The 26883-nt window shown below is 69.4% G+C and carries 24 protein-coding genes; 20 read left to right on the plus strand and 4 right to left on the minus strand.

Going from position 1 to position 26883, the window contains the following annotated elements:
- The first annotated feature begins 38 nt into the window (after positions 1-38).
- From QRN30_RS00950 to QRN30_RS00990, 9 genes are all read left to right on the plus strand, one after another.
- Positions 39-203, plus strand: a complete 165-nt coding sequence (locus QRN30_RS00950; RefSeq protein WP_159557278.1) for a hypothetical protein — start codon at positions 39-41, stop codon at positions 201-203.
- 230 nt (positions 204-433) lie between these two features.
- Complete coding sequence (locus QRN30_RS00955; RefSeq protein WP_017886319.1) at positions 434-1768, plus strand: adenylosuccinate synthase; 1335 nt, start codon at positions 434-436, stop codon at positions 1766-1768.
- 2 nt (positions 1769-1770) lie between these two features.
- On the plus strand, positions 1771-2328 hold the full coding sequence (locus QRN30_RS00960; protein WP_031259331.1) for an arsenate reductase/protein-tyrosine-phosphatase family protein: 558 nt from the start codon (positions 1771-1773) through the stop codon (positions 2326-2328).
- 158 nt (positions 2329-2486) lie between these two features.
- On the plus strand, positions 2487-4289 hold the full coding sequence (locus QRN30_RS00965) for a S53 family peptidase (protein WP_017886317.1): 1803 nt from the start codon (positions 2487-2489) through the stop codon (positions 4287-4289).
- A complete protein-coding gene (locus QRN30_RS00970; protein WP_284760074.1) occupies positions 4286-6961 on the plus strand; it encodes a hypothetical protein in 2676 nt (891 codons plus the stop codon). The genes QRN30_RS00965 and QRN30_RS00970 overlap by 4 nt, the downstream gene beginning before the upstream one ends.
- Before the next feature lie 109 nt (positions 6962-7070).
- Positions 7071-7562 (plus strand): SRPBCC family protein, encoded by a 492-nt coding sequence (locus QRN30_RS00975; protein ID WP_017886316.1) that lies wholly within the window; start codon positions 7071-7073, stop codon positions 7560-7562.
- A gap of 257 nt (positions 7563-7819) precedes the next feature.
- Entirely contained in the window at positions 7820-8794 is a 975-nt protein-coding gene (locus QRN30_RS00980; RefSeq protein ID WP_284760076.1) for a CPBP family intramembrane glutamic endopeptidase, read from the plus strand.
- A complete protein-coding gene (locus QRN30_RS00985) occupies positions 8781-10205 on the plus strand; it encodes a sensor histidine kinase (protein ID WP_284760078.1) in 1425 nt (474 codons plus the stop codon). The genes QRN30_RS00980 and QRN30_RS00985 overlap by 14 nt, the downstream gene beginning before the upstream one ends.
- Positions 10202-10873, plus strand: coding sequence for a response regulator (locus QRN30_RS00990; protein ID WP_284760080.1), 672 nt, complete (start codon positions 10202-10204; stop codon positions 10871-10873). The genes QRN30_RS00985 and QRN30_RS00990 overlap by 4 nt, the downstream gene beginning before the upstream one ends.
- 47 nt (positions 10874-10920) lie before the next feature.
- On the opposite strand, the gene QRN30_RS00995 is transcribed toward QRN30_RS00990, so the two are convergent.
- Positions 10921-11451, minus strand: a complete 531-nt coding sequence (locus QRN30_RS00995) for a hypothetical protein (RefSeq protein ID WP_042539126.1) — start codon at positions 11449-11451, stop codon at positions 10921-10923.
- Between the two features lie 117 nt (positions 11452-11568).
- Between QRN30_RS00995 and QRN30_RS01000 the strand changes: the two genes are divergently transcribed.
- Positions 11569-12114: a TetR/AcrR family transcriptional regulator gene (locus QRN30_RS01000; RefSeq protein WP_156155335.1), complete on the plus strand. Its 546-nt coding sequence runs from the start codon at positions 11569-11571 to the stop codon at positions 12112-12114.
- Between the two features lie 158 nt (positions 12115-12272).
- Here QRN30_RS01000 and QRN30_RS01005 read toward each other — a convergent pair whose 3' ends face one another.
- Positions 12273-13556 (minus strand): PP2C family protein-serine/threonine phosphatase, encoded by a 1284-nt coding sequence (locus QRN30_RS01005; protein WP_071250510.1) that lies wholly within the window; start codon positions 13554-13556, stop codon positions 12273-12275.
- A 74-nt stretch (positions 13557-13630) separates the two neighbouring features.
- Positions 13631-14353 (minus strand): CPBP family intramembrane glutamic endopeptidase, encoded by a 723-nt coding sequence (locus QRN30_RS01010; protein WP_284760087.1) that lies wholly within the window; start codon positions 14351-14353, stop codon positions 13631-13633.
- A gap of 152 nt (positions 14354-14505) precedes the next feature.
- Between QRN30_RS01010 and QRN30_RS01015 the strand changes: the two genes are divergently transcribed.
- From QRN30_RS01015 to QRN30_RS01060, 10 genes are all read left to right on the plus strand, one after another.
- Positions 14506-15957, plus strand: coding sequence for a tyrosine-protein kinase domain-containing protein (locus QRN30_RS01015; protein WP_056069424.1), 1452 nt, complete (start codon positions 14506-14508; stop codon positions 15955-15957).
- A 15-nt stretch (positions 15958-15972) separates the two neighbouring features.
- Complete coding sequence (locus QRN30_RS01020) at positions 15973-16920, plus strand: beta propeller repeat protein (protein ID WP_284760088.1); 948 nt, start codon at positions 15973-15975, stop codon at positions 16918-16920.
- A complete protein-coding gene (locus QRN30_RS01025) occupies positions 16904-18400 on the plus strand; it encodes a sugar transferase (RefSeq protein WP_430640316.1) in 1497 nt (498 codons plus the stop codon). The genes QRN30_RS01020 and QRN30_RS01025 overlap by 17 nt, the downstream gene beginning before the upstream one ends.
- A gap of 48 nt (positions 18401-18448) precedes the next feature.
- A complete protein-coding gene (locus QRN30_RS01030; protein ID WP_284760092.1) occupies positions 18449-19216 on the plus strand; it encodes a WecB/TagA/CpsF family glycosyltransferase in 768 nt (255 codons plus the stop codon).
- Positions 19217-19278: 62 nt separating this feature from the next.
- Positions 19279-20313, plus strand: coding sequence for a glycosyltransferase (locus QRN30_RS01035; protein WP_284760093.1), 1035 nt, complete (start codon positions 19279-19281; stop codon positions 20311-20313).
- 4 nt (positions 20314-20317) lie between these two features.
- The gene (locus QRN30_RS01040) at positions 20318-20884 is read left to right on the plus strand and encodes a serine O-acetyltransferase (protein WP_159557296.1); all 567 of its coding nucleotides are present in this window, start codon (positions 20318-20320) and stop codon (positions 20882-20884) included.
- The gene (locus QRN30_RS01045; protein ID WP_284760094.1) at positions 20881-22032 is read left to right on the plus strand and encodes a glycosyltransferase; all 1152 of its coding nucleotides are present in this window, start codon (positions 20881-20883) and stop codon (positions 22030-22032) included. The genes QRN30_RS01040 and QRN30_RS01045 overlap by 4 nt, the downstream gene beginning before the upstream one ends.
- A gap of 3 nt (positions 22033-22035) precedes the next feature.
- Entirely contained in the window at positions 22036-23307 is a 1272-nt protein-coding gene (locus QRN30_RS01050) for an oligosaccharide flippase family protein (protein ID WP_284760096.1), read from the plus strand.
- Between the two features lie 192 nt (positions 23308-23499).
- A complete protein-coding gene (locus tag QRN30_RS01055; protein ID WP_284760097.1) occupies positions 23500-24801 on the plus strand; it encodes an O-antigen ligase family protein in 1302 nt (433 codons plus the stop codon).
- A 115-nt stretch (positions 24802-24916) separates the two neighbouring features.
- The gene (locus QRN30_RS01060; RefSeq protein ID WP_159557304.1) at positions 24917-26020 is read left to right on the plus strand and encodes an acyltransferase family protein; all 1104 of its coding nucleotides are present in this window, start codon (positions 24917-24919) and stop codon (positions 26018-26020) included.
- Here QRN30_RS01060 and QRN30_RS01065 read toward each other — a convergent pair whose 3' ends face one another.
- Positions 26021-26872 (minus strand): glycosyltransferase family 2 protein, encoded by an 852-nt coding sequence (locus tag QRN30_RS01065; RefSeq protein WP_284760119.1) that lies wholly within the window; start codon positions 26870-26872, stop codon positions 26021-26023.
- Positions 26873-26883 lie beyond the last annotated feature (11 nt).

Here is a 26883-nt window from a genome sequence, read left to right on the forward strand (position 1 = left end):
GTTAGACAAACTAGTGAACCGGTGCCAGTGTGGCTCCCATGCAGAGCACGCTGAACCAGCTCCGGTCCAACCCGGTCGAGTGGCGCCGTCGTGGACTCACTCCGCCGGACGTCATCCAGGCCATGATCGAGCAGCGTCTGGCCGAGCCGGGGCACTCCCAGCTCGTCGGGGACCCGTCGTACCAGGACTTCTTCCGGAGCTGATCCGGACACCGTCGGACGGTCCGGGACGCACCGGACGACGGAGGGGAGGCGCGGTGCCAGCTGGCACCGCGCCTCCCGTCCGTCCGTCTGGTCGCGTCCGGAGCCTCGCGCAGCGCGCCGTCCACAGGGGCGTCACGCCGGGTGGCGCGCAGGTGACCAGCCGATAGACTCGGGTGGACCACCGGCCCGGACGGCCGTGTGCGGTCCTCCGCCAACGTGAGGAGAACCAGATGCCCGCAGCAGTCATCATCGGCGCCCAGTGGGGCGACGAGGGCAAGGGGAAGGCCACCGACCTCCTCGGCTCCCGCATCGACTACGTCGTGAAGTTCAACGGCGGCAACAACGCCGGCCACACCGTCGTCGTCGGCGGCGAGAAGTACGCCCTGCACCTGCTGCCCTCCGGCATCCTGACGCCCGGCGTGACCCCGATCATCGGCAACGGCGTCGTCGTCGACCTCGAGGTGCTGTTCCAGGAACTCGACGCCCTGCGTGCCCGCGGCGTCGACGTCTCGAAGCTCCTCGTGTCGGCCAACGCCCACGTCATCACGCACTACCACCGCACCGTCGACAAGGTGACCGAGCGGTTCCTGGGCAAGCGCCAGATCGGCACCACCGGTCGCGGTATCGGCCCGACCTACGCCGACAAGATCAACCGCGTCGGGATCCGGATCCAGGACATCTTCGACGAGAACATCCTGCGCCAGAAGGTCGAGGCCGCGCTCGACCAGAAGAACCACCTGCTGGTCAAGGTCTTCAACCGCCGCGCGATCGACCCGGAAGAAGTCGTCGAGTCGCTGCTCTCGTTCGCCGAGCGCCTGCGCCCGATGGTCGCCGACACCGCCCTCGAGATCCACCGTGCGCTCGAGCGCGGCGAGACCGTCCTGTTCGAAGCCGGCCAGGCCACCATGCTCGACGTCGACCACGGCACCTACCCGTTCGTCACCTCGTCGTCCGCGACCGCCGGTGGCGCCGCGACCGGTTCGGGCATCGGCCCGGGCAAGCTCGAGCGGATCATCGGCATCGTCAAGGCGTACACGACCCGCGTCGGCGCCGGTCCGTTCCCGACCGAGCTGTTCGACGAGTCGGGCGAGTTCCTGCGCGCCAACGGCTTCGAGTTCGGCACCACCACCGGCCGCCCGCGCCGCTGTGGCTGGTACGACGCCCCGATCGCCCGCTACACGGCACGCATCAACGGTGTGACCGACTTCGTGCTCACCAAGCTCGACGTCCTGACCGGGCTCGAGACGATCCCGGTGTGCGTCGCGTACGAGGTCGACGGCGTCCGCGTCGACGAGGTCCCGGTCAACCAGTCCGACTTCCACCACGCGAAGCCGGTGTACCAGGAGTTCCCCGGCTGGACCGAGGACATCACCGGAGCCCGCACCTTCGACGACCTGCCGAAGAACGCGCAGGACTACGTCCTGGCGATCGAGGCGATGTCCGGCGCACGGATCTCCGCGATCGGTGTCGGCCCCGGCCGTGACGCCATCGTCGTGCGGCACGACCTGCTCGGCGACGACGAGCGTGCCGACCAGCGCGCCGGCGAGCGCACCGACGCAGCGTGACGATGCGGATCCTGTTCGTCTGCAGCGGCAACATCTGCCGGTCGCCGCTCGGCGCGCAGGTCCTGACGGCACGACTCGGCCCGGACGCCCCCGCGTTCGTGGTCGAGTCGGCCGGCACCATCGCCGACGACGGCGCCGCGATGGACGCCGCCGCGGCCGAGCAGTCCGTCCGGCTCGGGGGCGCCCCCTCGGCGCACCGGTCGCGGTACCTGACGGCCGAGATCGTCGCGAGCGCTGACCTGGTGCTGACCGCGGAGCGATCGCACCGTGCAGCCGCCGTCTCCCTGGCGCCCCGGGCCTCCAAGCGGACCTTCACGATCAAGCAGTTCGCGCGGGTGCTCGCCGGCCTCGAGCCCGGTGACCTGGCCGACGTGACGACCCCGCAGGAACTCGTGGAGCGCGTCGCCCGGCTGCGGGGCACGGTCCCGCCGCCCGCCGACCCGGCCGACGACGACGTGGACGACCCCTACCGTCGCTCGACGGCGACGCATCAGCGCGTGGCCGACGAGGTCGACGTGGCCCTGACGGGCATCGCGGACGCATTGCGCGCCGTGGTCTGACCCCCTGACGGACAGGAGGCCCGGTGTCAGTTGACACCGGGCCTCCCGTTTGTCCCGACTGCTCGTGTCCTGCGAGTGATAACGATTATCAGTTGCATGTAAGGTCGCTGTGGCAGCGCGCAGCGCTGCGTCCCCGCCTCTCAGCAGACCAGGAACCCATGCGTCCACGCTTCCTCATCGGTGCGCTCGCGCTCGCCGTGATCATCCCCGGCACGCTCCTCGTGCGCCCCGCACCGCCCTCGCCCGACCGACCGCTCGCGGACTCCGTCCCCGCCTGGACCGCACACGCCGAGCGCGGCGACCCGGTGACCGCCGACGAGTTGTCCCTCACCGTCCTCCTCGACCCCGTGCACCTCGACCGCGCCCCGGCCGTGGCGACCTGGTTGCGCGGTGCCGGGCTCCACGTCGGCCCCGTCGAGCGCTCGATCGCATCCCTGCCCGTTCGCGGGACGGCCGCGCGCATCGCGGACGCCTTCCACACCTCCTTCGCGCGGTGGGACGTCGCCGGACAGAGCGCCGTGGCACCGGTCCGCGCCCTCGCCGTGCCACGCGGGCTGACCGCCGTCGTCGGCGTGTCCGGAGCCGTTGACTCTGACGCCGTCCGACCGACCGAGACGACCACTGCAGCAGCGGCGGCACCCACCCCGGCACCGGGTGAGACCGTCCCGCGACCGCCGGTCCTGGCCGACGACGGACAGTGCGCCGCATGGTGGGGCGAGCGCCTCACGACGGACTGGCCCGCATCGGTGCCGGTCACGCACCGATCGAACGCGCTGTGCGGGTACCAGCCGGCCCAGTTGCGCGAGGTCCACGACGTGCCGGCCGGGTACACCGGACGCGGCGCGACCATAGCGATCGTCGCCGCCTACGACGACCCCGACGTCGAAGCGAACACGGACACCTACTTCCGGGCGGCGGGCGCCCAGCCGTTCCGCTCGGGGCAGTACCAGCACCACGCTCCGGCGTCGCCGGACACCTCCCGCTGCGGCGGGCCGCAGAGCTGGACAGAGGAGCAGCACCTCGACGTGCAGGCGGTGCACGCGATGGCCCCCGACGCCGACATCGAGTACTGGGGTGCCGACGACTGCAGCACCACCTCGTTGTTCTCGCGGATCCTCGACGTCGTCGAACACGGCAGTGCGGACGTCATCAGCCTGTCGTTCGGGTCCACCGAGGACCTGGACACCGCGGACGACCGGACGCTGCTGAACCGGGTGCTCGTCGAGGCGGGGGCCCGGGGCATCTCGGTGTTCGCGTCCTCTGGCAACGACGGCGACAACAGCGCCGTCGGTGACCACGACTCCGGCCCCGACGTGTCGTCGCCGGCGTCCAGCCCGTACGTGACCGCGGTCGGAGCGACCAGCACCGGGCTCGCCCGTGACGGTTCCGTCGCGGTCGAGGCTGGTTGGGAGACCGAGACCCGCTTCGCGCGCAACGGTGCCCTCATCCCGCCGGGCTTCGCGTACGGCGCCGGCGGCGGCCAGTCCGACGTCTACGGCCGACCGACGTGGCAGCGCCAGCTGCTCGACGAACCGGGGACCGGGCGACTCGTCCCCGACGTCGCGTCGATCGGCGACCCCAACACCGGCTTCGTCGTGTACGGGCCACACAAGGGCGTGACCGGCTACGTCACGCACGGCGGCACGAGTCTGGCGACCCCGATGGTCGCCTCGATGGTCGCCATGGCCAAGGCCGCCACGGGGGTCCGGATCGGGCTCGTCACGCCGATGCTCTACGAGATGCTCGGGACCGACGCCGTCCGCGACGTCCGCCCCGCTTCCGCTGCCACCTGGTCGCCGCGCGGGCCCGATGCCGGAGCGCTGTGGCCCGAGACCCTGTTCCTCTGGGACACCGGTCGGCAGGGACTCCGGTCCGCACCCGGCTGGGACGACGTGACCGGGGTCGGCGTCCCCGCCGGCCGCGCCTTCTTCACCGCGTTCGCCGAGGAGGCCCGCCGATGACCGATCGTCCACGCACCAGTTCCGTCATCGCGCTCGCGGCCTCGGCACTGCTCGGCATCGGCCTCGTGGCGCCCATGCTCGCGCTGCCGGCCAGCGCGGACACCGCGGCCGACGGCGCCACCCTCGCCGCCGCGTCGGGCGTCGAACTGACCGACATCGACGGTGGCACGCTCACCGCACCGACCCCGGCCGTGCGCTGGGACTCGGGCGACCCGACGGTGGCCCGGGTCGACACGACGCAGGACGTCCTGAAGCTCAACACCACCCGCACGAGCGGTCTGCGCTCGGAGGCCGGCCCGGACGGGGCGACCTCGACGATCGCGAGCGGGGAGTTCACCCTGCGCGATCGTCCCCCCGTCGTGTTCACCGGACTCCGCGTCGCGTGCACTCCCGGCGACACCCCCGCGGTGTCGTTCGACCGCCTGACCATCGACGGCGACGACGTCACCACCGAGGCCACCGCGACGCCCGGGTGGAGCCGCGACCTGCCGGAGTCCCGTTACGGCGCCACCAAGGTCGTCGTCGGTAGCACCACGACGGCCGCCGACGGCACCACGACGACGGTCGCGCTCCGCATCGACGCCGAAGCCGGTGCCTCCGAGATCTGGCGCGTCCGTGCCGGATCGGTCTCCTGCGCGGCGGGTGACCGCTGGCCGGCACCCACCCCGACGCCGACGCCGACGCCGACCCCGACCCCGGCTCCGACGCCTGATCCCGCGCCGCAGCCGACCCCGGCCCACGGCGACGCCCTGGCCACCCGGAGCGTCAGCGGTGTGCAGGTGACTGCCCCGGACGGAACCGTGCTCATCGACGGGCAGCCCACGGTGACCGGCGTCGCGAAGCGCACCGCCGACCGGGTCGACGCTGCCGACGGTTCCCCGTCGACCGCACGTGGGGTCACCGTCTCGACTGCGGCGGACGGTACTTCGGACGTGCACCTCGACTCGTTCGAGCAGATCCCCGACCGGGCCTCGGACCCGGTCGCGGAGTACCGCTGGCCAGCGCTGCGCGTGTACGGCCTCGACGCCCACCTCACGCCGGAGGGGACGATGACCGTGGACTTCGCGAACGAGTCGAACGCGGTGTTCGTCAACGGGGTGTGGATCAACACCGCCACCGACCTGTACACCGGCGTCGACGCTGACGGCAAGGAGCGGGTCAGCGTGGCCTTCGGGGAGCGCACGGTGCACGCGGACGGCAGCACGACCCTGACCGCGCTGCACTACCGCGACCTGACGGGGGCGCACCCCGACGTGCGGCTCGGCGCCGTCACGATCCCGGCGAGGGCGAGCAGCCCGACGGACGCTCGGGTCACCGCCGCCTTCGGGGTGGGCGTCCGGGGGACGGACGGTACGGCGCTGGTCGCCCCGCAGCCGCGGATCACCAGTGCCGGGGAACACCGTTCCGCCGCCCGCATCGACGCGACCGCCGGCTACCCCGCCCGGGCAACCGACGTCACGGCGGCGATCGGGGACGACGGCGACACCGCGACCATTTCGGTCGGGCACTTCGAGCAGATCCCGGACGAGGCCACCGACCCCGTCGCCGCCTACCGCTGGCCGGCACTCCGCGTGAACGGGTTGCACGCCGAGGTGACGGCGGCCGGCACGATGACGGTCTCCTTCGACGACGAGTCGAACGCCGTGTTCGTCAACGGGGTGTGGATCAACACCGCCACCGACCTGTACACGGGGCTCGCCCCGGACGGGACCGAACGGGTCCGCGTCCACATCGGCGAACGGACCGAGAACCCGGACGGGACCGTCACGCTCACGGCGCTCCGCTACGAGGACCTGACCGGGACGCACCCCGACGTGCTGCTCGGCCAGGTGACGTTGGCGGCGGCGCAGCCCGCCCCGGACCCGACCCCGGGAGGGGGCGGCACCACGCCGACACCGGAGCCGCACGACCCGGCCATCGCACGCTGGCACGCCTTCGCGCTCCGGGCATCCGGACCGAGCGACGTCCCGGCGCAACCCGTCGCTGCGCCCGCCGCCGACGGCACCACCGTGACCGAGCGGGCGGACGAGGCCGGGGACGGCGCCACCGGACAGCTGCGTGTCGACGGGGTCACGGTGCGGTCGGCGAGTGACCGCGGCGAGGTCCGACTCGAACGGGTCGTCCTCTACCCGGGCACGAGCATCGCCGGCGAGCTCCGTGACGTCCGTGTCCGGGTGACCCACGGCGGTGCCACCGTGACGACCGCGGGTGGGCAGATCGCGGGCACCACCATCCCGGCGGGCACGATCCGGGCGAACACCCGGATCGCCCTGCCCGGCGGGCTGGGGAAGGTCGTGCTCAACGAGCAGCGGACCCGCGGGCGGGACCGGACCGTCACCGCGCTGCACCTGAGCGACCCCGCCGGGTTGGCAGCCGACGTGTCGGCAGCGGTGGTCACCACGGCAAAGGTCGATCCGCCCGCGAACGGCGGGAATGGCGGGCAGGGCGGCGGCAGCGCAGCCGGAGGCCCGGGCAACGAAGCGGCTCCCGGTGCCCTGACGCCGGACGGCACGAGCCCGGCCGGTACGAGCGGTACGAACGGCATCGGGACGGGCAGCGGAGACCTCGCGTTCACCGGTGCCTCGCTCCTGCCGGGCCTCATCGCGGCGGTGCTCCTGTTCGGTGCGGGTACCGCGATGGTGGCGCTGCGGCGTCGACGGCGCGTGCGCTGACCGCAGGCCCGCGGGATCGCGGGACGTCAGGCCCGGTGCCGGTCGGCACCGGGCCTGACGTCCGCCGCGTGGGGGAGGCCCGCGCGACCGCCACGTGCGAGGATGACTCATGCCCGTCGTCGAGTCCCGCTGCGTCGTCCCGGTCGAGCCCGACGTGGCCTTCGCCGTCTCGCAGACACAGGGGGCGATCCGGAAGCGTTGGGACCCCTTCATCCGCCGCCAGCACCTGATGGACGGGGCCACCGTGCCGGCGAAGGGCGTCCGGACGTACACGGTGCAGCGGTTCGGGCTGGCGATGGAGAGCGAGTACGTCTCGTACCACCCGCCGTCGAACGTGGGGATGAAGATGACGAAGGGCTCGTGGTTCTTCGAGCGCATGGGCGGGGGCTGGCGCTTCACGGCGGCCGAGGGGCAGCCCGGACACACGCTCGCGGTCTGGCGCTACAACTTCACGTGCCGGCCGAAGTGGCTCGCGCCGATCGCCGAGCGAATCGGCGTGCTGGTGCTGCAGCGGGACATCGACCGGCGCATCCTGGGGTTCGCCCGCGGCTGCGAGGACCCCGTCGTCCTGGCCCACGTGGCCGCACAGCGCGCTGCCTGACCGGACCTGCGAGACGTCGGGGTCCTGCGGGCCGAGTCGGTTCGGAAGACGCCGTCGTCGTGCGCAGACGCCGCCGAGTGCTCGACACGCCTCCGGATTCGGCGGCGTTTCGAGCGCAAGGCGGCGTCGAGCGATGACGACGGCGTGTTCAGGAGTGCCGAACCGAGCGAAAGGCACTTGCATCCTTCGATGGAACTCCCGCAGGTGCGTCCCGAAGCCGGTCGTCCCCGGGCGTGATGATTCCTAGCGTCGTCTGCATGACGAACACCACCCAAGTCCGGCCTCCCGCCGGCACCGCATCCCGCGACCGAGGGGGTGTCCGCGGCCTCATCGCCCGGCACCCGCTCGTGTCCTTCTTCACCATGGCACTCGGCCTGAGCTGGCTCGCGTGGGTGCCGTACATCCTGTCCCCGCACGGCATGGGGGTGTGGGACGTCCACTTCCCCGAGGTCCTGGGCAGCGGTCAGTTCACGGGCGTCCTGCCCGGTGCGCTCCTCGGCCCGTTGGGCAGCGCGTTCATCGTCACGGCGGTCGCCGACGGTCGCGCGGGCCTGCGCCGCTGGGTGGGGCGACTGTTCCGCTGGCGGGTCGCCTGGTACTGGTACGCACTGGCGCTCGTCGTCGTGCCGGCCCTGATCGTCGTGTCCGCGCTGCCGTTCGCCGGTGGTGACGTGCGGGCTCCCTCGGGCCTGGCCTTCGCCATGCTCGTGCCCGGACTGATCATCCAGCTGTTCTCGACCGGTCTGAGCGAAGAGCCCGGCTGGCGCGACTTCGCCCTGCCCCGCCTGCAGCACCGTTTCGGGGGCCTCGGTGCGGCGGCGATCCTCGGTCCGATCTGGGCGCTCTGGCACATGCCGCTGTACCTCAGCGACTGGGGCGGGTGGCCGAACGCGCACTGGAGCGAGCCCGTCGTGTTCGCCCTGTTCACCATCACCTTCAACGTGGTGATGATCCAGGTGTTCAACAAGACCCGCGAGAGCCTGCCCCTGGCCCTGCTGCTGCACGTCGGTGTGAACAACACGATCTCGACCCTGTTCCCTGAGATGTACCCGAGCATGACCGCCGGCACGCTGATGATCGGCCTGACGATCACGTCGACGATCGCCGCCGTGGTGCTGCTCGTCGCGACCCGTGGCCACCTGGGCTACGACCCCGCCCGACGCGCCCTGCCCCTCGACGCACCGGTCCCCACCCGCGCCCGCCTCGTAGGATCCAACGATGGCACCCGCTGAGCACGACGCGCTGCGCGCACCGGATGAGCCGGCCGCGCAGCCAGCCCAGCCCGCGCCGCCGGCCGCGCAGCCGGCCCAGCCCGCGCAGTCAGCGCAGCCCACGCAGTCGCCTCGACCCGCCCAGCTCGCCCGCCGCGTCGACGTCCTCGTCGCCCTCGGCACGGCCGTCGTCGCCCTCGGGCTGCTGCTCGGCCTGCCGCCCCTGGACAGCCTGGAACCGGACGGCCCCGCCCTGGCGCTGGGGGTCCCCGCAGTGTTCTCCGCCGCTTGGACCGTCCTGGCCCTCGGCCTGCTGGCCCAGTCCGCCGCCCTGCTCGCCGCCCGCCGGGCACCCCGCACCGCGCTGATCGTGGTCGCCGCACTCCCGGTGCTCGTCGCCGCGCTCGCCCCGCAGTCGTCCGACCTGTTCGGTCTGACCGCCCTGCCGGTGCTCGTCGGCGTCGTCGTCGCCGCACTCCGCGTGGCGCTGGCCCACCTCTGGCCGACACTCGTGGTCGCTGCTGCCCTGGTGGCAGCCGGCAACGTGGTGCTCGCGCTCGCCGGTGACGCCACGACCGCCGGTGACGCCACGACCGCCGTGTCCGGCTCGCTCGGGCAGGGCGTGCTGCAGGCGATCGGCGCGGTCGGCCTGCCCCTGCTGGTCACCCTGCTCGTGCAGTCCCGCCGCGAGGTCCGCGTCGCCCGCACGGCCGAGGCCAGCGCCGTGGACCGTGAGCAGGACGCCCTGGTCGACGCTGCCGTGTCCCGTGAGCGTGCCGCGATGGCCCGTGAACTCCACGACATCGCCGCGCATCACCTGTCCGGGATCGCACTGATGGCAGCGGTCATCGACCGGCAGATCGACGCGGACCCGGAGCGTGCCCACGAGGGTGCCCGTCAGGTGCGGGAGCAGAGCACCGCCGTGCTCGAGGACCTCCGCCGCCTGGTCGGCCTGCTCCGCGACGACGCCCCCGCCGAGCGTGCGGTCGAGACGGTCGCCGGGATCGTCGACCTGGCCGAACGAGCCCGGTTCCGCAGCGACGTCCGGCTCGACGTGCTGCCGGGTGACCGGCCGCTCGCTGACGGCGTCGGCCCGCTCGCGCAGCTCGCCGCCTACCGCACCGTCCAGGAGGCACTGGCCAACGCCGCCCTGCACGCCCCGTCCGCCCCGTGCACCGTCACCATCGACGACCGCGACGCGACCCGGGTGGTGATCCGGGTGGAGAACGCACCCGCCACCGTGCCGGCAGCGGGGACCTCTCCCTCGGGCGGCAACGGCCTGCGGGGGATGCGCGAGCGGGCGGACCTGGTCGGGGCGCGCCTCCAGACCGGCCCGACCGCGACCGGCGGATGGCTGGTGGAGCTGGCGCTCGGCCGGGAGGCACCTGCCGCACCCGCGCAGGCCGCCGACGGCACCGGGGTGGTCGCGTGATCCGCGTGCTGGTCGCGGACGACCAGCCCCTGGTCCGCGCCGGGGTGTCCGCGCTCCTCGGCGCGGAGCCGGACATCGAGGTGGTCGGCGTGGCCGCCGACGGCGGCGAGGCGCTCGCGCTGGCGCGCGAGACGCGACCCGACGTCGCCTGCCTGGACATCCGGATGCCGGTGATGAACGGCATCGAACTCGCGCGGATCTTCTGCGCGCCGGACGCCGATCCGGCGATCCCGGCGCTCATGCTGACGACGTTCGACCTGGACGACTACGTGTTCGGGGCGCTCGAGGCCGGTGCCTCGGGGTTCCTGCTCAAGGATGCCGAGCCGGACACCATCGTCGACGCCGTGCGGCAGGTCGCCGCCGGCAACGGCACGCTCGACCAGGCCCTGACCCGGCGGGTGCTGCGGGAGTTCGTGTCACGGCGGAGCCTGCAGCCGGTGTCCGGCGACCGGGCCGACGGCGTGCTGACCGCCCGCGAGCGCGAGGTCCTGCTGCTGCTGGCACAGGGGATGTCGAACGAGGAGATCGCGGTGTCGCTCGTGCTCGAGGTGTCGACCGTCAAGTCGCACTTGGCGCGGATGCTGCCGAAGCTCGGGGTGCGGTCGCGGTTGCAGGCCGTGGTGTGGGCGTACCAGAACCGGATCGTGACGGTGACGGAGCAGCCGTAGCCGACCCGGTGTCAGCCGGCTGCTGCGTCAGGCTGCAGGATGCGGTGTCAGCCGGCGGGCTGCGGCTCGGCGGCGCCGGGGACGACGAGTCGCCAGACGGCGTCGTCCCCGGCGTCCCCGCCGTCGTCGGCGGGGGAGAGGTACAGGCGGAAGGTGCCCTCGTCGGCGAGGGGGTCGCCCTCGAGGTACTCGACCGGTTCGCCGCTCGTCTCGCACTGGTCCGAGGTGCTGATCACCCGGATCGTGTCGCCCGGCTTCGGACCCGAGGCGTCCTCGTCGCCTTTCGGGACGTCGGTGACCGTCGCCTCGTACACGTCGTAGATCCCCTGGAGCTCGACGGTCCGGTCGGTCTTGGTGACGTCGGCGTCGACGACCAGGTCGGCGGCGTCGCGGCGCTCGGCCGAGGTCTTCAGCGGGACGTAGTCGGCGCAGAACCCGGACTGCAGCGGCCCGGCCTGCGTGCTCGGACCCGTGGGGCCGGCGTCGTCGTCGCCGCTCGTCTCGGTGGCGCAGCCGGCCAGGGTGCCGCCGAGCACCACGACGAGTGCCACGACCGGTGCGATCCGTCCCCACTGCATGGGCCGAGTATGACCCACGCGACCCGTCGAGACCAGGGCGTTCGGCCCCTGTCCGGGGAACGCACGTTCCCGTTCGGGGGACTGGTCGCAGCGGCCACGGGCTGGTGCAGTGTCTGGATGCACATCGAGCCGCCGCCGGTGACCAGCCCCGACGACCCCTCCCTGCGGGGCGAGGCCATCATCGGGATGATCACGGCGCTGCGGTCCCGCCCCCTGCACGAGGTGACCCCCGAGGTCGTCGCAGCGGCAGCCGGGGTGGACCTCGATGTCGTGGCACGCACGTTCCCGAGCTGGGACGGTCTGCTGCTCGCGACGATCGACCGGTGGAACGAGGAGCGCACCGTGCCGCTCATGCCCCTGGCCGAGCAGCACGGCACCGTCCGGTTCCTGCGCGCGATCGTCACCGCCAACGTGGCCGACCCGTCCCTCATGCGGTTCCTGACGGCGACGCTGAACATCGCGGCGTCGCCCGAGCCGGGCACGATGGAGCCGGCTCGCGGCTCGGAGCAGCTGCTCGCGACCTCCGAGGAGCTGCAGTTGCAGTCCATGGTGCGGCCGGAGATGGACCTGCTCGAAGCCTTCGACCGCGCCGTGACGCGCCTGCGCGAGGGCTGGTCCCGCGCGTACGTGCCGCCCGTGTGGGAGCTCGACCTGGTCCACTGACCCGCCCGGTGGCCCGACGGGTCACCCCACAGACCGAGGACGCTAGGGCGTCCGAGGGCAGACGCACCGTCTGCACGCGTCGCCGCACGATTCGGGTTCGAGCGGCGGCGCGTACCACCCCGTCCCGCGGCCCGCGGCCCGCCTCACGCGTCCCGCCGTCAGTCGGCGTGCAGCGCGAGCGGTCGTGCCGAGTCCACCTGGACCGGCTGCCGACGGATCGCGATCACCGTCACGTCGTCGTCGTGCGGCACCTCGTCGGCGCGGGCCGACAGGGCGAGCACGACCGCGTGCGGGTCACGTCCGGCGCGCGCGATCTCGGCCACCGCCTCGATGGTCTCCTCGAGCCCCTCGTACAGGTCGAGCACGCCGTCGCTGAACGAGACGAGCAGGTCGCCTGGCTCCAGGGTGCTCTCAGCCGTCACCCACTCCTCGCGGATGCCGAGCCCGAGCGGCATGTCGCCGGACCGGAGTCGGTCGACGTGCCCGTCGGCCCGCAGCACGAAGCTCAGCCCGTGCCCGGCGTCGGACCACCGGAGGGTGCCGTCGTCGGAGATCCGGGCGTGGAACAGCGTGGTGAAGGCCAGGTCGGGCCCGATGCCCTCGGCGCTCAGGCCGTCGGACGCCCGCTTCAGCGCCTCGGCCGGGTCGTCGACCGTCCGGGCGCTCCGGAGCGTCGACCGGACCGCTGCGGCGATCAGGCCGGCACCGACGCCCTTGCCCATGACGTCGCCGAGACTCACCGCCACGCCGCTGTTGGTCGGGTACCAGTCGAAGAAGTCCCCGCCGACGCTCCGGGCGGGCAGGCAGGCACCGGCGACGACGACGTCCTCGGTGATGCGGCCCGTCGTCGTCGGGAGCAGGGAACGCTGCACCGCGGCTGCCCGGTCGATCTCGGCACGGACCTTGCCCTCGCGTGCCTCGGCGGACCGCAGACTGCGTCGGGCCCGGCGGGAGAGCTCGTGCACGACGACGGCGACGGTGCCGAACACGACGACGAGGATGCCCAGACGGACGAGTTCACTCGGGCCGGGCGCGTCGGACGGGGTCAGGACGTAGGGCGCGAGGATCACGAGCACGATGCCCGCGATCGCGAAGAGCACGGTGCGACGCCCCTCGAGCGACGCCCACCAGACCACGGGGAGCACCACGATCGCCGTGAACAGCGACGAGCCGGAGCCCGTCCCGGTGCGCAGCAGCGCGATCGTCACGAAGTCGACGGTGAGCAGGACCGGCACCAGCCAGGCGGCGCCGTGCACGAGCGCGGGGACGGCGCTCATCAGGGTCGCGACCACCGTGCACACCAGACTCGCCACGAACAGGTGGTGGGCCGTGATCGGCAGCGACGGCATCACGATGCTGAGCAGCGCCGACAGCGCCAGCAGGCCGCTGATCGGAGCCTGACGGACGAGGGGGTTGTCGACGATGCTGGTTGGGCGAGTCATGCTCAGTGCAGGTTAGTGCTCCGCGACGGCCGACGACCGGTGCTGACCCCTTCTGGGGACGCCAGCGTGGCCGATCAGCGCGGCCAGGTCGCGACGACCGCGACCGCGTTGAAGAGCACGTGCGCCAGGATCGCACCGCCGATGCGGTCGGTCATCGCCACGAGCGTGCCGGTGAGGACGCCGAGCAGGAACGTCGTCACGAACACCTGGAACCCGCCGAGCGTCGTGCCGCCGGCTCCGAGCAGCAGGTGGAGCAGCGCGAACAGGAGCGCCGTGACCAGCACCGCGAGGAACCGGGTGCGGGGCGTGAGCTCGGCGGCCAGTCGGCGCTGGAACAGCCCGCGGAACACCACTTCCTCGAGCACCGGGCTGACGACGACGATGCCGATCGCCGACACGAGCAGCAGCCCGACGTCCGGCGTGCCGAGGCTCGGTGCGGGGACCAGGCCGGTCGTCCCCGTGAACGACAGGGACAGGAACACGTCCACCACGCGGCAGATGATCACGATGCCGATCGCGAAGACCACGATCCCCAGGTCGAGCCGCAGCCGTGACAGCATCGCCGGCCGCGGGGTCCGACGGAGCGCCACGGCGGCGGCGATGACGAGCGGCACCCACACGGCGGCGTCCGCGGCGAGCACCTGCAGGACCGGCGACGGGATGCCCCCAGTCCGGGTGACCTGTCCGACGATCCGGGTCAGGATCACGGCGACGCCGAGCGCGACGAGGATGACGATGAGGTCCCGCTGCCGCCGCACGCTCGGCGTGGTCGCGGTCTGGGCCGGCTCGGAACGCATGGGGCCACCGTAGAGGACACCGCGCGCCGGATGGCGACTTCCCCCGGGCAGGACTCGTTCCTGTGGCACTATTTGTATGCCGTGTGCTGGGAGTACCCCGGTGCGCCTGTGTCGGGACCACGGGGACGGCCATGATCGGGGAAGGCAAAGGCGTGGAACTCCGCGACTACATCACGGTGCTCCGCAAGGGATGGGTACTGATCGTCGTACTCGCCCTGGTGGGAGTGGCCGCAGCCGCAGGGTTCTCCCTGCTGAAGAAGCCGGTCTACTCGGCATCGGCGCAGGTCTTCGTCTCCACCGAGACGTCGGGCAGCGCCAGTGACCTGGCGCAGGGCAACACGTTCACCCAGCAGCGGGTGCTGACGTACTCCAACCTGGTGTCGACGCCGATCGTGCTGCTGCCGGTGATCTCGTCGCTCAAGCTCGACATGAACGCCGACCAGCTCGCGACGATGGTGTCGGCGACGGCGCCGACGAGCACGACCCTCATCGCCATCTCGGTCGAGGGCACCGACCCGGTGCAGGCCGCGAACATCGCGAACGCGACCTCGCAGAGCCTGACCAACGTCGTGCAGGACATCGAGGCCACCGACGCGAGCGGCAAGAGCACCGTCAAGCTCACCCGCGTCAAGCAGGCCGACGTGCCGAGCACGCCGGTCAGCCCGAACGTGCCCGTCAACGTCGCGCTCGGGTTGCTCGTCGGGCTCGCACTGGGCATCGGCATCTCCGTCCTGCGCGAGACCCTGGACAACCGGATCCGCACCGAACTCGACGTCGAGAAGATCAGCGACAAGCCGGTCGTCGGCGGGATCGCCTTCGACGCCAAGGCGGCCGAACGCCCGCTCATCGTGCAGGTCGATCCGCGCAGCCCCCGCGCCGAGTCGTTCCGCACGCTCCGCACGAACCTGCAGTTCCTGGACATCGGCACCGGTGCCCGCACCTTCGTCATGACGTCGTCGATGCAGTCCGAGGGCAAGAGCACCACCGTCGCGAACCTGGCGATCGCCCTGGACAGCGCCGGGTTCCGCGTCATCCTGATCGACGCCGACCTGCGCCGCCCCCGCGTCGCCGAGTACATGGACGTCGAGAGCAACGCCGGGCTGACCGACGTGCTGATCGGTCGCGCCGACCTGGAGGACGTCGCCCACCCCTGGGGCCGCGGCAAGCTCGTCGTCCTGCCCGCGGGCCAGATCCCGCCGAACCCGTCCGAGCTGCTCGGCTCGCGGGCGATGCAGGACCTGATCGACCTGCTCGAGCAGCAGTTCGACTACGTCCTGTTCGACGCCCCGCCGCTGCTGCCGGTCACCGACGCCGCGATCCTGGCCAAGAAGGCGTCCGGTGCGATCATCGCCGTCGCCTCCGGGCAGACCCTGAAGGGCCAGCTCGCCGCTGCCGTCGCTTCGCTCGCGAACGTCGGCGCACCGATCTCCGGGTTCGTCCTGACGAAGATGCCGCTGAAGGGCCCGGGCGCCTACGGCCACGGCCGGTACGGCTACGGGTACAGCTACGGCCACGACGAGGACGACAACACCGTGACCACGTCGACGCACCCGCCGAAGCGTGCCAGCAAGAAGCTCGGCGTGCTCCGCCGCGCCGGACGCTGAGCGGAGCGGCGGACGATGAAGAATCGCCGGGGGACCCGGGGCCTCGGTCGTGCGCTGCCGAAGACCACCCTGATCGTGGTGGCCGTCGTGGTGGTGGCGCTGATCATCATCGACGTCGTGCTCGTCTCGCTCGCCCTGGGCCGCACCGCGCCCGAACAGAACGGACCCGCCGGTCCGATCCCGACCTTCACACGGATGCCGCACGCGAGCGAGTCCCCGCGGGCCAGCGCGACCGCTGACGCGGACGCCGCAGGGACCAAGCAACAGGGCCGGCGCCTGTTGGCAGCCGTCGACGGCCAGGAGGCATGGCGCGCGTCCGGCGGATCGTGCGGCGGCCCGCGGCCGGTGCTGGAACACTCCGTGGACGGCGGGGCGACGTGGGTCAAGGTGGGACTCGGGACGGATGTCGGATCGCTCATGGCGATCCGGGCCTCCAGTGCGGAGCTCTCGATCCTGGCGGGCGTCGGCGACGACTGCACCGCGACCGCGCGGACCAGCACCGACGCCGGTGTGACGTGGGCAGCCGGTGCGCCCGGCGCCGCCGGCGCCGGCATCAGCACCGACGGCGTCGTGCTCGCGAGCGGGACCGTCCAGGCGCCCTGCGCAGACCCCATCGACGCGTTCCAGGGCGACAAGACCTCGGTCGTCATCTGCGACGGCCAGCTCGAGTGGCGGACCGGCGAGGCAGCGTGGGTCGACGTGCCGCTGGGCGGCGTGCGCTCGGTCGGCGTCGACGGCGGGGAGTACACGCTCGCCCGTGTCGGCGCAGCGTCGTGCGACGGCGTGCAGATCGAGACCATGTCCGCTTCCGACGTGACTCCCTCGTCGTCCACCACACCGATCGGCTGCGCCGACGGAGCCGACACCGACAACACCGTGACCATCGACCGCGCCGGGCAGGACGTGTGGCTGTGGGACGGCGAGACGGTCCGGGTCTCGACGGACGGTGGCGCGACGTGGTGACCGGACGGCGACCGTGACGGCGGACGCACTGCGCGCACCGCGAGCGGTCGGAGCAACCGACGAGTGGAGCCGCAGCTACTCGCGCCGTGTGCTCTTCACCGACCTGCTGGCCCTGATCTGGGTCGTGTTCGGCGTGCAGATCGCCTGGCTCGGGCTGAAGTCGAACCTGGCGACGAACACCGCCGACCTGCGGCTGAGCTACTTCTCGATCTCCATCGTCGTGATCGTCGTGTGGATGAGCGCGCTCGCCCTGTACGATACCCGCGGCGCACGCGTCATCGGCGTGGGCAGCACCGAGTACCGGCTCGTCGCTGACTCCAGCGTCCGGGTGTTCGGCCTGCTCGCGATCGCAGCGTTCCTGCTGCACGTCGACCTGGCCCGCGGGTACGTGCTCATCGCGTTCCCCATCGGGATCCTCGTCCTGCTGCTCTCCCGGTGGATCTGGCGGCAGTGGCTGGTCGCCCAGCGCCAACACGGTGCCTACTCGGCGACGGTACTGCTCGTCGGCTCCCCGGCCAGCGTGCTGCACATCGGGCGCGAGCTCGCGCGTTCCCCCGAAGCCGGCTACCGCGTGGTCGGCGCCGTCGTGTCGACGAACCACCGCGGCCTGCTGGCGGGTTCGAGCATCCAGAGCCACGGCGGCTTCGACGACGTCGGCTCCGCGCTGCGTGAGACCGGCGCCGACACCGTCGTGATCACGAGCTCCGACGACCTGCCGCCGGAGCGCGTCCGCGAGCTCAGCTGGTCGCTCGAGCCGGGGCGGCAGCACCTGGTCGTCGCGCCGAGCCTGACCGACATCGGCGGCCCGCGCATCCACACCAGACCGGTGCAGGGCCTGCCGCTCATCCACGTCGAGACGCCGACGTACTCGGGTCGCAAGCTCTACACGAAGCGCGCCTTCGACCTGATCGGCGCCGCCCTGCTCGTCGTCGTGCTGTCGCCGCTGCTGCTCGTGCTCGCCGTGCTGGTGAAGACGACCTCGACCGGTCCGGTCTTCTTCCGGCAGGAGCGCGTCGGCCTGAACGGCAGCACCTTCCGGATGATCAAGTTCCGGTCGATGGTCGTCGACGCCGAGGAACGGCTGCAGGAGCTCAGCGCACTCGACCGGGCCGAGGGGAACGACGTCCTGTTCAAGATGCGGAACGACCCCCGCGTCACCCGGGTTGGCGGGTTCATGCGCCGCTACAGCCTGGACGAGGTGCCGCAGCTGTTCAACGTGTTGGCCGGCAGCATGTCCCTGGTCGGGCCCCGACCGCCGCTGGCGCGCGAGGTCGCCCGCTACGACACACACGTCCACCGTCGGTTCCTCGTCAAGCCCGGCATGACCGGCCTGTGGCAGGTGAGCGGCCGGTCCGACCTGTCGTGGGAGGATTCGGTGCGGCTCGATCTGTACTACGTGGAGAACTGGTCGATCACGGGTGACCTCGTGGTCCTCTGGCGGACGGCCAAAGCGGTCGTCGCTTCGCGCGGCGCCTACTGACCACGCCAGGTCGTCCGGATCCCCCCTCACCGCACAAGGAAGATCGTCATGACCGCTCACGCAGCGCCCCTTCTGGAAGCACTACCTCGGCGTCGACTCGGTGGCCTTCCGATCGTCGCTGCCACGCCCGTTGTGGCTGCATCCGCTGTGATCCGGGCGGCGAAGTCTGATCCGCCGACCGGTGCCGCGGTCCATCTCGTCAATGCCTACTCGATTGCTCTTGCTCAGAGCGATGGGGTCTTCCGCGAGTCACTTTCAGGAGAGGCGTACAACCTCCCCGACGGCAAACCGCTCAGCTGGGTGACGCGACTGTCCAAGCGCCGGCTCTCGCAGGTCCGTGGTCCACAGTTCTTCCACGACGTCATGGATCAGGGCCGGGCGTCCCGCGTCCGACACTTTCTTCTTGGCGGGTCAGAGGACCTGTTGGTCAGGTTGCAACGGAATCTGGAGGCTCGGCATCCCGGGGTGATCATCGCCGGGGTGTACAGCCCACCCTTCCGACCCTTGACGCCGGGAGAAGTCCTCGCTCAAGATGAGCTGATCCGGGACGCACGGGCCGACATCGTGTGGGTCGGTCTCGGAACGCCGAAACAGGATCTCGAGGTCCGTCGCCTCGCCGAGTCGCTGACGGTTGTCGCGTGCGCTGTCGGCGCTGCGTTCGACTTCACCGCGGGTACGAAGCGTGAAGCACCGAAGTGGATGACCGCTCTCGGCGTGGAGTGGGTGTTCCGTCTCTTGTCGGAGCCCAAGCGGCTTTGGCGGCGGTACCTCATCGGCAACTTTGTCTTCCTCGCGGCCGTGATCAGGAACCGCTGATGAGGTCGGGTCACCGGATCGTCGTGATCAGTCAGGTACCGCCGCCGATGCACGGCTCGACGTTGATCACCAAGATCCTCCTCGCGGTACTCCGCGAGCTCGGGGAGACGCCCGTCCTCGTTGACAGGCGCTTCAGCCGGGACATCGGTGAGGTCGGTTCGGTGTCGCTTCGGAAGATCAGCGCGGCTCCGGCCCTTGCCGGAAGACTCCTGATCGCGCTGTTCCAGCGCCCAGGTGCCTGTGTGTTCTTCTGCACGAACCGGCCGTTCTCGTTCCTCGTGGATGTCTTTCTCGGCGAGTTGCTCCGGCTGTTCCGTGTCCCGACTGTCAACTACGTCCACACGAGGGGGTACAGCGAACTTGCCCAGCGCGGCAAAGTGTGGCGCTTCCTTGTGAGTCGATTGCTCGGAGGTGGCAAGGTCACTGTCTGCCTCGGAGAATCCCTGGTGGCCGACATCGTCGACTTCGTCCCGACGGGGTCCATTGCGATCATCAAGAACACCGTTGAGACGCCCCCGGCGAAACACGCGCCGCGACGACGCGGGCACGTTATCTTCCTGTCCAACCTCCTCGAAGAGAAGGGTGCTGACATCTTCGTGGAGATGGCGATCAAGATCTCCGCTGGCCCTGGACAGGAAACGTTCTCGCTGGTCGGCCCGACGGTCGACGAGGATGTGACTGCCTCGCTCCGCGACCGCGTCGCTCGAGTCGGGTTGTCCGACCGGATCGCGTTCCGTGGACCGCTCTTCGGCGAAGAGAAATGGGCTGCACTGGCATCGGCAGAGGTGCTGGTGTTCCCGTCTCGGTACCGCTTCGAGGCGCAACCGCTGACGATCATCGAGGCGTTCAGCGTCGGTGTGCCGGTTGTCGCGTCGGATCTGGGCGCGATTGGTGAGCTCGTTGACGATGACTTCAACGGGCGCCTGGTCGCGACGGCTAACGTCGACTCCGTGTCCTCCGCTGTTCAGAGCATCACCGGCGATGCCTCGACGTCGGATCGACTTGCCGAAGGCGCTCGGCGAACCTTCGACGAGCAGCATTCGCGGGACGCATTCCGCGCTGGCTGGGCAAGTGTGATCTCGAGCGTGAGGAAGTAGCGGCATGGTGACGGACGAACTAGTTACGGGAGATGGAACCGCGGAGGCGCAGGCCGCGTTGCTGCCGTTCGAGTCGTTTGCAGGCTTCCGCCGGACACTGCGCGCCGACCTGCGGGCCAACCGTGGTGATGTCAAGTCACAACTCGTGCTCACCGGGCTGCGCGCTTGCCAATTCTTGATGCGGAGTCGCATTCGACCGCGAATGAGATCGTTGCCCGCGGTGATCTTCTACCGCCTCGCCACCGAATTCGTGCTCGGGATCGAACTCCGTCCGAAGACGATGGTGGGACCTGGACTGACGATCTTCCACGGAACCGGCTTGGTGGTGAACGATCACGCGCTGATCGGTTCGGGAGTGACTCTACGTAACGGCGTCGTGATCGGGCACAAGCGACCGGGCGAGGGGGCGCCCTTCATTCGCGATGGGGTTGACGTCGGAGCCGCAGCGCTGATCATCGGTGCGGTGACCGTGGGGCGGAGCGCCAAGGTCGGAGCTGGCGCGGTCGTCGTCCGGGACGTGCCCGACGGGGACACCGTCGTCGGGAACCCAGCGAGGAGCGTGAGCCGATGAGCACAGTGCACCGCTCTCACAACGACCTCGTCGTTGTTGCCTACGGCTATGCAGCGTCGGAGCGCGACGCAGTAGCAAAGGTCGTTCAGGACTTGGCGGGTGAACTGCGTCGGCGCGGCGAGAGAGTCGCTGTCATCGCGATCCCGCCAGAGCGAATCGTGCTCTCCGGCGGCAACGTCGTCGCGAAGGCGAGGCGTCTCTTGTCAGAGCTCCGTTTTCTCGGATCTGCGGCGAGATTCATCTCGGTTCGCAGGCGCGCAATCCGCGCCGTCATCACCGTCGATGTGCCGTCGGGGATCCCGTTCGTCGGAGCTCTGGCACGACGTCTCGGTCGTGGGCAGGTGACGGATGTCGCCTGGGTCATGGACCTCTACCGACTGACGAGTGATCAAGGCGGGCCTCTCTCGAAGGCCAGGGCTGCCCTCGAGCGCGCAGCGCTCAGAACCAGTGGGAAGGTCGTCACGATCGGAGAGTGCATGGCAGACGCTTTCTCCGCGGTCACCGGTGGCAACGTGAGCACAATCCCGCTGTGGCACCGCGATATGGCTGCAACGCCGGTCGGCGATCGCAGCGGACCGCTGCAGCTCCTCTACTCAGGTTCTGCCCGCGACCTTCACCCGCTCCTGCCCTTGGTGAGAGCCGTAGCGAACCGGCGTGATGTCGAACTCTCGATCAACGGCTCCGGGAGCGAGGTCGATCGTGTTGCTGCCTACTTGGCGGGCACTCCGGCCAGCAACGTCCGGATCGGTGGTTTTGTGGACGAATCGGAGCTGGAGGACGCGTACGCAGGTGCCGACATCCACGTCGTATCACTCGCTGAGAGCGCTACGGGCACATGCGTTCCGTCGAAGGTGTACGCCGCTATGGCAGCCGGGCGAGGAGTGCTCTACCTCGGCTCAGGTTCCGGGCAAGCAGCTCGAGACGTCCTCGCCGCGGACGCCGGGCTCGTGGCACCGTCTGGATCCGAATCGCTCATCTCGATGGCCGTCTCGAAGCTCGTGTCAGATCACGATGCAGTGCAGGAGTACGGAGTCCGCGCTCGGCGGTTCTTCGAGGAACGGCGCAATGTCCGAGAGGGCGGGGACAAGTGGCTTGGCGCCGTCGGCGTGACCGAAGCGGGTATTGCGATCTCGACCTCAGCGAGCTGATCGATGCGCAGTTTGATCTGGTCGCTCATCGAGCGTGTGTTTCCGAGGCTTGCCAGCGCCCTGTTGATGGTGTTGCTCGCGCAGTACGTGGCGCCGGTCGTCATCGGGCTTTACGCCTGGCCGATGCTCGTCCTCACCTTCTACTACTCGGCCCTTGACGGCGCGATCCGCCAGGTCGTTGTGCCGAGTCTGGCGAACAGGGACTCGTACCAATTCCTCCTTCGATACCGGAGGTGGGCGAGCATCGGCGGAGTCATCGCAATGCTGGTCACCATCGGGCTTCTCTGGATCATCTTCCCCGAAGACCTGCATACCCAGATCTTCGCGCTCCTCCCGCTCGTAGCCGTGCCGATTGCAAATTCCTACTCGATCATCCCGCTCGGATTCCTGCAACGGGGCGATCAATGGCGCCGCCTGGCAAACCTGCAACTCCTGGTTTCCGGTCTCTCGCTCATCGTGTCCGTCCCGATGCTTTTTCTCACGCGTAGCCTCGGTGCTGCGTCGCTGCAGGTTCTGCTCGCGGAGCTCCTGTTTGCGGTACTTGCTCACCGGGCTTCCGACCGGTTGGGCTTGCCGGCTCACGTTCAGGCCCTGGGCACAGGTACTACCCTCACCAAGGAGTTCCGGCACTCGTCCGGATTCTTCATCCTCGGTTGGCTACAAGGGCAAGCTGATCGCATCTTGCTCGGTGCGATTGCTGGCACGGCTGCGCTCGGTTCGTACAATCTGGCGATGGCGGTGGCACGTAACCCGGGCGACGCAGTGTCCTCTTCCACAGCCAACGTGCTCCGAGTCCGGCTCGACAAAGCCGATGGTGTCGACGAAGTGAGGGGCGCAGCCAACGCGCTCCTCGTGAGGGCTGCCCTCTTGTCGGCTGCCCTGGTCGTGGTGCTCAACGTCGGTACGGAATTCATCCTGCGCCCGTTCCTCGGTCCGGCCTGGACGAAGCCGCTCGATGCTGTCTACCCCGCTTCACTCAGCATCCTGGTGACGACGATCACATGGTCGCTCGCGCCTGTTCTGATGGCTCGCGGGAGACTCGCTTGGGGGACTCCGATCAAGGCAGTGGGCGTCGTTCTGGCGATCCCGATCGCCGTTGCTGCAGCGCACAGCGTCGAATCAGCGGCATGGGTCTACCTCGGACGGGAGCTCCTACTCCTCGTGCTCCTCGCGTTCGGGTGTGGCCGCGCAACTCCGTATCGAGCTGTCGGCCTGAGTCTCTTGCTCACGGTCGCGCTAGGGGTGGCGCTCGGCGCCCTCGGCCAACTCAGCTGAGAGTGATGCCCCTCTCTGAGCCGAAGGTAAGTCCTGGCGGGGAGCGCATTCGGGACCTCGCCTCTTGCGGCGGATGGCAGAGTCTTCCTTCCGTCGGAGGGCCGAAGGATGCACCGAGCGTGCTAGCTTTCCCACATGGCTTCGGGGGACTTCCAGCGCCAGTCGACCCGAGTCGTCGTCGGTACGAGTGCCGTGGCGTTGATCCTCGCGGCGAGTCGCTGGGGATCCTACATCGGCGTCCCCCCGCTCTTCTTGACCGATGTTCTCCTGTTCCTCGGGCTGGCGCAGTGGTTCATCTCGCGACACATTCGGGGCCAGCAGTTGCGCGACGACCTGTTCGCTCGCGACCAGCCCGGGCTCGCCGTGCATCTCTTCTTCGGCTACATCATCATCCGAGTTGCCTTTGCGCTGACACAGGGCGAGCCGATCAGCGACTGGATTCGTGATTCGGCCCCGTTCCTCTATGTCTTCGTTGCTTACGTCAGTGCAGCATCGATCGCGCGCTCGACGAAGAGCGCTCGTGACAGAACCGCTCGTATCTTCCGGATTGCATTGGCCTTCCATCTCGTCTGGGCCACCGTTTCAATCTTCACGGGGTTCACGGGCATCCCGCTTCCGGGTGGTGCTGCAGGGATCTTCCAAGTTCGGCCGGACATCGACATGGCAATCCTCGGAATCGGGGCCGGAACGTTCTTGCTCCGCGCGTTCCGCACGTCCAAGCGTTTCTGGTCCATCTCGGCGATCGTCGTGTCCCTGGTCGACGTTTTCTCGCTGCAGTCGCGCGCTGGGTTGATCAGCGTCGTCGCATCGATGTTCGTCGCCTACCTGATCTTCTACGTCAGCACTCCTGCTCGTAGCGGCCGTCGCCTGTTCTCCCAGATGCTCGTGCCGATTGCTATCGCTGTTCTCATGCTCGTCCTGCCGTTGACCGGCGCGGGACAGCGAATCATCGCCACGATCGATACCTCGGCGGCCACCACACAAGGCCAGTTGAGTGCGAAGGGCACGGAGAATGCGCGGCGGTTGGTCTGGTCGCAGGTGATCGCCTGGACGAATGGATCTCCGTCCCGACAGATCATCGGCAGCGGATTCGGGAACGACTTCCTGACGGAATCTGGCACGCTGTCGTTCCTCGAGGGGACGACCTACGACAACGTTCGGAGTCCGCACAACTACTTCGTCGGTATCTACGCCCGCATGGGTGCAGTCGGCCTGGTTCTTGCTGCGGCGGTGGTGCTCTCACTTGTCTTCACGCTGTTCCGACGGCTGCGTGTCGCCGCTCAAGATGACGTCGTCGCGACAGCAGCGATGACGATCATCGCCATCCTGCCTGTGGCGTCACTCGGGGTTGTCCTCGAAGCCCCGTTCGGCGCGGTGCCATTCTGGTGGTCGGCCGGGGTCATTCTCGCCATCGCACCGCGAAGGATCGAAGATGTCGATGGGCGAGTGGCGGTCTCGTCGAGAAAGACGCTCACTCCATCTGCGGGCCGCTAGGCCTTTTACGAGCGTCGTTTGGCTTCGTTTGTCCGGAGCCCCAGCTGCGCGAAATTGGGAAATCCGTGAGCTTCGTGCTGGCATTCGAGGACGGCGAGTTGTAGGCTCGCGCACTGTGGAAGAGTTTGCCAACAGGATTGGCGCGTTGGATGGACTTCGTGGAATTGCTGCTCTGGTCGTTCTCATCCACCACTCATTCGTCTCTGTAGCACCTCTCGGTGATGTCTACTTCGACAAGCCTGCGCCGGCGGCGCTGACGTGGCTGGTCGCGTCCCCAATCCATCTCGTCTGGGCGGGCCCCGAGGCGGTCTACGTCTTCTTCATCCTGAGCGGACTCGTGCTCACGCTGCCCGCGTTCCGTAGGCGCTACAACTGGAAGGCGTACTACCCGTCACGGCTGGTTCGGCTCTACCTGCCCGTCGTCGTTGCCGTGCTCTTCTCGCTCGTCCTGTCGCTGGCGGTGCCTCGTTCGGGCACCGTTGGACGCGGGACATGGATGGAGAACCACGATCAAGCGCCCTCCCTCTTCGCTTTGGTTCGGAACGCGACATTGATCTCGCCAGATTGGCTGAACCCGCCACTGTGGTCGTTGCGGTGGGAAGTGGCGTTCTCAGTCTTACTCCCTCTCTATGTCTTCGTTGCCCTGCGTTCTGCGCGGTGGAGGGTGCCGCTCCTGGTCGGAGCTATTGCGTTGAGCACTTTCGGAACGCTGATCCAGGACAAGGGGCTGCTGATTTACCTTCCGATGTTCCTGATCGGTGCGGTCCTGGCACCCGTGCTGTCCCGAGCCGAGGCCTCGACTGACCGCAGGTGGCCGTGGATCATGGGAGCGAGCCTCATCGGCATCACCTGCACGTGGTGGATTGGGTCGCCGATCTCCGCTCGCGACGCGGTCACGCTACCGATCGTGCTGCTTTCGGCACTTGGAATCGTTGTCTCTGCCGTCAGGTGGCAGGGCGCTCGGTCGTTTCTGGAGCGACCAGTGGTGCAGTGGTTCGGAAGGATCTCGTTCAGCCTTTACCTGACGCACGACCCGATTGTGGTAACCATCGGGACGCTCCTGCCAGTCGACCTAGCGTGGTTGACTCCACTGGTCTGCATCCCTGTTTCTATTGCAGTCGCTTACATCTTCTTCCGGCTCGTTGAGCGCCCGGCTCACCTGCTGGCAAAGCGGGTCGCCTCCCGGCTGCAGTTCCGCCGCCGTCTCGCGATGGAATGATCAACCGCGCCTCATCAGGATCTTCAGCGCAAGGGCGTCTCGCGCGCTGAAGTCCTTCATGGTGCGCATGATCCCGGGCAGGAGAAGCGTGCGCTTCTCACCGATGGTCATCGCTGCGTTCACCTCGGCGAGCAGCTCGGTATCTCCAGCAACCTGACCCGTGGCCTCAGCCAGCGCTGCGTACGACTCTTGCCACTCGGGCTCGTTGCTTGCCCTTTCCGCCCATCCTTTGTCTGCCGTCACCTGGCCGGCGTGCCTTCTCAGTGCGGTCACTGGTGCTGCGAAACGGGAGATACGCGCACCTCGAGCTGCAGCACGCAGCCAGAGATCGTAGTCTTCAGCAAGGCATTCTCGATAGCCCCCGATCTCCAAGAGGAGGTCTCGGCGTGCCATCATCGTCGAATGTGCGACGGGATTGTCGATCAGCAGTGCCGAAGGAAAAGCGTCGGGTCCGATGGTGAGTGGGGGCGATGGGTAGGGGACCTTGACACGCTCGCCGAAGTGGAGCACTCCGCCGAAGATGAGGTCGAAACGGCGGTTGAACCGGCTCAGCTGGGACTTGAATCTTCCCGGTAGAACGATGTCGTCGGCGTCCATTCTTGCCACGAACTCGCCCCGAGCGTCCGCCAGCAATACGTTCAGAGCGCCTGCTACCCCTGAGGGGGTTGGCGAGCGGAGTACCTTTACCCGCCCGTCTTCCATCTCGCTCGCGATTGCCGCCGTATGATCGCTGCTCGCGTCGTCAAGGACGAGGACCTCGGCGTCCTTCGGAAGCGCGCGGAGCGTCGATCCGAGGCTCGCCCTGATGGTCTTGGCGGCATTCCGGGCGGGCATGAGGACGGACAAGCGCATCGATGGCTTCC

Origin of the sequence: Curtobacterium sp. MEB011, assembly GCF_030209655.1 — a bacterium.
GTDB lineage: Bacteria > Actinomycetota > Actinomycetes > Actinomycetales > Microbacteriaceae > Curtobacterium > Curtobacterium poinsettiae.

What these genes read in the sequence shown, in the direction of transcription:
- QRN30_RS00950 (WP_159557278.1), top strand. Translation starts at nt 39, where the DNA reads ATGCAGAGCACGCTGAACCAGCTCCGGTCCAACCCGGTCGAGTGGCGC.
- QRN30_RS00955 (WP_017886319.1), top strand. Translation starts at nt 434, where the DNA reads ATGCCCGCAGCAGTCATCATCGGCGCCCAGTGGGGCGACGAGGGCAAG.
- QRN30_RS00960 (WP_031259331.1), top strand. Translation starts at nt 1,771, where the DNA reads ATGCGGATCCTGTTCGTCTGCAGCGGCAACATCTGCCGGTCGCCGCTC.
- QRN30_RS00965 (WP_017886317.1), top strand. Translation starts at nt 2,487, where the DNA reads ATGCGTCCACGCTTCCTCATCGGTGCGCTCGCGCTCGCCGTGATCATC.
- QRN30_RS00970 (WP_284760074.1), top strand. Translation starts at nt 4,286, where the DNA reads ATGACCGATCGTCCACGCACCAGTTCCGTCATCGCGCTCGCGGCCTCG.
- QRN30_RS00975 (WP_017886316.1), top strand. Translation starts at nt 7,071, where the DNA reads ATGCCCGTCGTCGAGTCCCGCTGCGTCGTCCCGGTCGAGCCCGACGTG.
- QRN30_RS00980 (WP_284760076.1), top strand. Translation starts at nt 7,820, where the DNA reads ATGACGAACACCACCCAAGTCCGGCCTCCCGCCGGCACCGCATCCCGC.
- QRN30_RS00985 (WP_284760078.1), top strand. Translation starts at nt 8,781, where the DNA reads ATGGCACCCGCTGAGCACGACGCGCTGCGCGCACCGGATGAGCCGGCC.
- QRN30_RS00995 (WP_042539126.1), bottom strand. Translation starts at nt 11,451, where the DNA reads ATGCAGTGGGGACGGATCGCACCGGTCGTGGCACTCGTCGTGGTGCTC.
- QRN30_RS01000 (WP_156155335.1), top strand. Translation starts at nt 11,569, where the DNA reads ATGCACATCGAGCCGCCGCCGGTGACCAGCCCCGACGACCCCTCCCTG.
- QRN30_RS01005 (WP_071250510.1), bottom strand. Translation starts at nt 13,556, where the DNA reads ATGACTCGCCCAACCAGCATCGTCGACAACCCCCTCGTCCGTCAGGCT.
- QRN30_RS01010 (WP_284760087.1), bottom strand. Translation starts at nt 14,353, where the DNA reads ATGCGTTCCGAGCCGGCCCAGACCGCGACCACGCCGAGCGTGCGGCGG.
- QRN30_RS01020 (WP_284760088.1), top strand. Translation starts at nt 15,973, where the DNA reads ATGAAGAATCGCCGGGGGACCCGGGGCCTCGGTCGTGCGCTGCCGAAG.
- QRN30_RS01030 (WP_284760092.1), top strand. Translation starts at nt 18,449, where the DNA reads ATGACCGCTCACGCAGCGCCCCTTCTGGAAGCACTACCTCGGCGTCGA.
- QRN30_RS01040 (WP_159557296.1), top strand. Translation starts at nt 20,318, where the DNA reads ATGGTGACGGACGAACTAGTTACGGGAGATGGAACCGCGGAGGCGCAG.
- QRN30_RS01045 (WP_284760094.1), top strand. Translation starts at nt 20,881, where the DNA reads ATGAGCACAGTGCACCGCTCTCACAACGACCTCGTCGTTGTTGCCTAC.
- QRN30_RS01050 (WP_284760096.1), top strand. Translation starts at nt 22,036, where the DNA reads ATGCGCAGTTTGATCTGGTCGCTCATCGAGCGTGTGTTTCCGAGGCTT.
- QRN30_RS01065 (WP_284760119.1), bottom strand. Translation starts at nt 26,872, where the DNA reads ATGCGCTTGTCCGTCCTCATGCCCGCCCGGAATGCCGCCAAGACCATC.